Annotated in this window: 4 protein-coding genes; 1 reads left to right on the top strand and 3 read right to left on the bottom strand. The window is 51.1% G+C overall.

All coding sequences use genetic code 11. The annotated features are described in order from the left end of the window. Window positions 1-66: 66 nt before the first annotated feature. Window positions 67-3,036, bottom strand: coding sequence for a bifunctional diguanylate cyclase/phosphodiesterase (locus FC20_RS09020; protein ID WP_008462208.1), 2,970 nt, complete (start codon window positions 3,034-3,036; stop codon window positions 67-69). Window positions 3,037-3,176: 140 nt separating this feature from the next. Continuing rightward, on the bottom strand, window positions 3,177-3,314 hold the full coding sequence (locus FC20_RS10510) for a hypothetical protein (RefSeq protein ID WP_008462207.1): 138 nt from the start codon (window positions 3,312-3,314) through the stop codon (window positions 3,177-3,179). A gap of 110 nt (window positions 3,315-3,424) precedes the next feature. Between FC20_RS10510 and FC20_RS09015 the strand changes: the two genes are divergently transcribed. Next, on the top strand, window positions 3,425-4,525 hold the full coding sequence (locus FC20_RS09015; RefSeq protein WP_056945382.1) for a M24 family metallopeptidase: 1,101 nt from the start codon (window positions 3,425-3,427) through the stop codon (window positions 4,523-4,525). Between the two features lie 30 nt (window positions 4,526-4,555). On the opposite strand, the gene FC20_RS09010 is transcribed toward FC20_RS09015, so the two are convergent. Further along, window positions 4,556-5,071 carry an NUDIX domain-containing protein gene (locus tag FC20_RS09010; protein WP_056945381.1) on the bottom strand — a complete coding sequence of 172 codons (516 nt, stop codon included), beginning with the start codon at window positions 5,069-5,071 and terminating at the stop codon, window positions 4,556-4,558. Window positions 5,072-5,285 lie beyond the last annotated feature (214 nt).

Here is a 5,285-nt window from a genome sequence, read left to right as displayed (position 1 = left end):
AAAGTCAATGCCTTAACTTAATGACATTGCCAAAAAGAGGATTCTGTAAAGAATCCTCTTTTGCTTTTAATCGATTTTTGGTTTAGCGACTGGGTGAAATTCCTTGCCAGTAATTTGGTTTCTGCCTTGTTCCTTGCTTTGGTAAAGGCAAGAGTCAGCCTGGTTGATCATATCGTAGATGGCTTTTTCATCGCTAGCCTGACCATAGACGTAGCCAGCTGAGATCTTGACGTCAAATTTAAGGTCAAGAATCGGAATTTGGCTGAGCAACTGCCTGAGTTGCCGGTCTTTTTCTAAAACGATCTCGCTCGTATGGAAATCCCAGATGACCATGAACTCGTCCCCGCCGTAGCGGTAGCAGTTTCCGATCCCGTAGGTTTTCAGCAGGCAGGTGGCAACCTTTTTCAAGACCTCGTCCCCGTAGCGGTGGCCAAATTGGTCATTGAACTCCTTAAAGTGGTCAACGTCAATCATCATTACCATCAGCTCTCGCTGGGTCAGGTAGGCAAAGTCGCGGTCAAAGCTGCGCCGGTTCTTCAGCGTGGTCAATGGATCCCGGGTTGCCTCTTGTCTGAGGTTGGTTAATTCCGCCATCTTGGCTGTCGCATCGACAACGATCCCGATTAAGCCGGAAATCTGACTTTCATCATAGATGGGTGACAAGAAGTAGCGGAAGGTGCGCTTGCGGCCCTTAATCGTGGTCTCCAGGTAGTTGTCGATGGCGACGCCGTCTTTTAAGATCTGCTCTTCTTGGTCCAGGATCTGCTTAAAGCGGGGATCAGCGGCTAAAAAGAGGGATTTTAGCTCATTAAGGGTAAGGCCAAAGTAGTCCAAAAAGCGCTGGTTGGCTCCTAAAAAGTTCAAATCGTGATTTTTCCAAAACAGACCAACATTGGTCGTTTCAATGAGCGCCTTTTTGATCAGGTCCTCATTGATGCCCGAAATCGCCTGGTAATCAATTTGCTTGGGCCGGTCGCGGACCTTGTAGCCGTCTGACAAAAAGGCGGCCATATTGTCGGTTTTAGCGACCAGCTGCATGCGGACCTTGAATTCCTCGGCATCGGTGATCCAGTCGAATTGGGAGATATTGTCTTCTTGATTGCAATTGATAACCGCGTTCCAGAGGTGGTTGTAGTTGCTGGTGTAAGTGACGTTGCAGGCGTGGACGAAGCTATCCAAATCGCTAAAGCCCAGGTGCTGGACCCAAGCGGCAAAGGCCTGGTTGGAGTAAACCAAGGTCAGCTTTTTATTATCCCAGATAAAAATGGAATTAGGCGAATAAGCTAAGCTGCCGGATGTCAGCAGGTTGTTGTTAAAGGCGTGGACCTTTTTAATCCTGGCATAAAGCTCTTGTTCTTCTGGCGTCTCCATCTTGTCGGCAGGACTCCGGACCAGCTCAGCTTGGGGCAGTTCGGGTGACAGATAGTGCCCCTGCACCTCCATGACGCCCAGGGGCTTGACGAAGGCAAACATGTCCTGATTTTCAATTCCCTTGACGATGGGGGAAATTTTTAGCGAGTGGCACATGTTGATGATCGAGGTGAGCACGATCTTGGACTTGTCCGAGTTGATCTGCAGGTTGCGCAGGTCGATCTTTAAGGAGCTGAAATTATAGTTGATCAAGGCCTCTGTTGACAGATCGCTGTTTTCTCCGCCATAGCGGTCAAGGTAGATCTCAAAGCCGTGCTTTTGCAAAGCTGAGGTGCCTTTTTGCAAAAGATCCTGGTCACTATCGTTTGGCAAGGCCAAAAGGTCGAACTTCAGCAAATAGTGCGGGATCTGGAATTCCTGGGTGATTTTGAGAATGTGGTCGATAAAGCTCGGAATTCGGAAGTCCGTTTGCGACAAATTGATGGCAATCGGGACATTGGTCAAGTTGTTGGCCCGGCGGGTTTTAAGCAGCTGGCAGACCTGCCTTAAGACGTGGAGGTCGAGGTGGTAGATCAGGCCGCTATTCTCCAAAATCGGGACGAAGCTGCGGGCTTTTTTCACCGGCTTACCCGGACTTTCCCAGCGCGAAATGGCTTCAAAGGAGCAGATCTTATTGGAAAAAATATTGTAGATCGGTTGGTAGCTGACCGTCAGCCAGCCCTTGGTCAAGGCCTCTTCAAAGTGTCCCAGTAGGTAATCGCGGTTTTCAAAATACCTTTGGATGGTCTTGTTGTAGACCTCGTAAGGCCTTTGCCGGTTTTCGCCCAAATAGCGCAAGGCCAGGTAGGCCCGGTCAACGGCGTGGCTCAGCGTATCTTTGGCGTTCAGCCGGTACACCCCGGCTCGGAGACTAGTGACCTTGTCGGCGGCCAGGCTGGCCACTTCCTTGCTGATGGCGGTCAGCTTACCGGCCAGATTTTCGGCAGGAATGATTGCCAAAAAAGAGTCATCCAAGTAGCGAATGACCAAGCAGTCTGGGAAGTATTTGCTGATGGTTTGGGCGCAAGTTCTAATGAGCTTGTTACCTTGCAAAAAGCCGTAGTGCTCGTTATATGAGTGCAAGGAGGCAATATCAAAATAGGCGACGGCAGCTGAGCCTTTTTTAGCAAAAAGATTCACAAGATACTCGTCGCCATATTTGTCAAAATAGTCGGAATTCGGCAGCCCGGAGATCTGGTCGGTATGGGGCAGGTCAAAGCTGTATGACAGGTCTTCGCCGTGGTAGTAGCCTAGGTCCGTATAAGTCACGATGCCGAGCTTGGTTTCGTGGTCTTTAGCCAGCATGATTTGGGCGCTGGCCAAGAGGGTGTGGTATTCGCCGCTAATGGACAAGCGGTAAAAAAGGTGCGATTCCTTGTGGTTGAAGGCTTCTACCGAAAAAGCCGCCAATTTGTCCACGTCGGCTGGATGGACCCGGCTAAAGCTGGATTGGTTGAGGTATTCAAGAACAGAGTTGCGATCAGAATGGATCATGTTACAGTAAGAATCAGATGCCAAAAGAACCCGGTATTGGCCGTTTACCAGCTGGCAAACGATCAAGGGCAGGGGGCAAAGCTGGAATTTCTTTTTCTCTTCTTCGGAAAAATGGTAAGGCTGATCAGACATATGCTACCTCAATAGTTATGATATACAATTCATAAATTAGTCTCTTCCCCCCAAGTATAACACTCACCTAATACCTTAAAAAAAGATTCGCTTGTTATTTAATTGCGCTGAGTTTTTTATGGAAAAAGCAATCAGCAAAACTAAGCAAGTGGCGATGATCCCGATGACCAGGTCTGGCCGAGCGCCGTCATGTTCTGGGATAAGATCAAGAGGCCAAAGCCGTGAGCCACGTAGTTGAGGTAGAGGCTGATGGATAATCTGAGCTTGTAAATGTGCAATATAATCCCCCCCTTTAGTGAAACGCTTTCTTATGCAATTTGGTATATCATGATCCTTATCGAAGTCGGTGGTAAAATTGATAGAAAGATTTGATTTTTAGGGGGACAAGATGGGAGAATTTCGGGATTCACTGAAAAAATTGCTTGCTTGGCTCAAAGAAGAGCGGATTGACCTGGCCTATGTGGCCGATCCGACCAGCATTGCCTATTTGACCGGCTATGCCAGCTGGACGGAAGAGCGGGTAATGGCCCTTTTGGTCAGCCGGGAAGAGGCGGCGCTTCTTTTTGCCCCGGCCATCAATGAAGGGGAGCTGCGCTCCTTTGCCTGGCCGGGGTCGGTGGCTTTTTACCAGGATGGGGAAAGCCCGTGGAAAAAGATTAAAGAGGCGATTGCGGCTTGGCCTGCGCGAACTTGGGCTCTTGAAGGCGGCAGCCTGTCTTTAGCCTGGTATCGGGCCTTGCAGGCAGAATTTCCAGGAAGCGAGATGGAGGCCGATATTACGGACTTTTTAAAAAAGGCGCGGCTGCGGAAGTCGCCGGAAGAAGTGGCCAAATTGCAGGCGGCCGGCGCCCAAGCGGATTTAGCCATCGAAATCGGAATCGCCGCACTCAGGAGCGGGGTCAGCGAAGGCGAGCTGGCCGCGGAAATCCAGTACCAGCTGCGGGCGGAGCCGAGCTTTCCGACCATTGTCCAGATCGGGGAAAATGCGGCTAACGTCAGTGCCCTGCCGGGTGAAGGCCGTCTAGCCCCGGGCGACATGGTGATTTTTGACCTGGGGACCATGAAAAACGGCTACGCGTCAGACGTCAGCCGGACGGTGGGGTATGGCGAGGTGTCGGCTGAGCAGCGGCAAATCTACGAGATCGTGCGGCAGGCCCAGCAGGCGGCGGCTGACGGTGCCCGGCCCGGGATGATGGCCGGGGAAGTCGATGAGCTGGCTAGACGCGTAATTCGGGAGGCCGGCTATGGCCAGTACTTCCCTCACCGGTTGGGTCACGGGATCGGGATGCAGGTGCACGAAGCGCCGGGCATTCAGCCGGGCAGCGACACGGTTCTCGAAGCCGGCATGTGCTTTTCCATTGAGCCGGGCATCTACGTCCCGGGCGTGGCCGGCGTCCGGATCGAGGACTGCGGCGTTTTGACGGAAAAAGGCTTTGAGCCCTTCACCCACTTTAGTAAGGAATTGCAGATTTTACCGATAAAAAAATAGCCGAATCGAGGTCGATTCGGCTATTTTTAGTTAGTGGCGCAATTTCCAGTTGAGCCAAGCGGCTAGACCAGCGCCGTGGGCGAATTTGCCATTGATGATTAAGTCTTCCAACTGGTCAACGGAGACGATTTCCATCTTGATCTCTTCCAGGACTTCGCGTTTGGGTTTGGTCAGCTTTTTGACATGGCCGGCGAATAAAAAAATCTGCTCATTGGTGGAGCCAAAGGAGGGGTAGGTGAAACCGAGGGGCTCGATCTCCTGTGTCTCGTAGCCGGTTTCTTCCAGCAGCTCGCGCTTAGCGGCTTGGAGCGGCTCTTCGCCCTCATCAATGCCGCCGCTTGGGAATTCATACTGCCAGCTGCCGACCGGGTGGCGGTATTCCTTGAGGAGCAGGACGTGTTTTTTGTCAACGAACGGGATGATGGAGATCCCCTTGCCGATGGTTACGTAGGAAAAAGGGGCGATTTGCCCATTTTTTTCGACTTTTTCTTGGATGACCGTGAAGCGGTCGGCCTTGATGACCTCTTTTTTAACGACTTTATACATGTGAGCACCTGACTTCTTTTTGGGATAGTTACATTATACCTAATTTGCAGGCCGAATCCCTTGGATGTTGTTTTGGGTTGGGTGATTCCCCCAAACGTTGTTAGCCATGGCTGTTTTGGGTTGGGTGCTTCCCCCAACCTTAGTTAGCCATGGCTGTTTTGGGTTGGGGGATCCCCCCAACTTTAGTTAGCCAAGCCAATTTTGACTGATCGCA

It is taken from the genome of Lactobacillus equicursoris DSM 19284 = JCM 14600 = CIP 110162, from assembly GCF_001434815.1.
Classification (GTDB): domain Bacteria; phylum Bacillota; class Bacilli; order Lactobacillales; family Lactobacillaceae; genus Lactobacillus; species Lactobacillus equicursoris.
Note: the sequence above shows the minus strand (reverse complement) of the source record. Positions and strands in the feature narration are given on the sequence as shown.

What these genes read in the sequence shown, in the direction of transcription:
- FC20_RS09020 (WP_008462208.1), bottom strand. Translation starts at nt 3,036, where the DNA reads ATGTCTGATCAGCCTTACCATTTTTCCGAAGAAGAGAAAAAGAAATTC.
- FC20_RS09015 (WP_056945382.1), top strand. Translation starts at nt 3,425, where the DNA reads ATGGGAGAATTTCGGGATTCACTGAAAAAATTGCTTGCTTGGCTCAAA.
- FC20_RS09010 (WP_056945381.1), bottom strand. Translation starts at nt 5,071, where the DNA reads ATGTATAAAGTCGTTAAAAAAGAGGTCATCAAGGCCGACCGCTTCACG.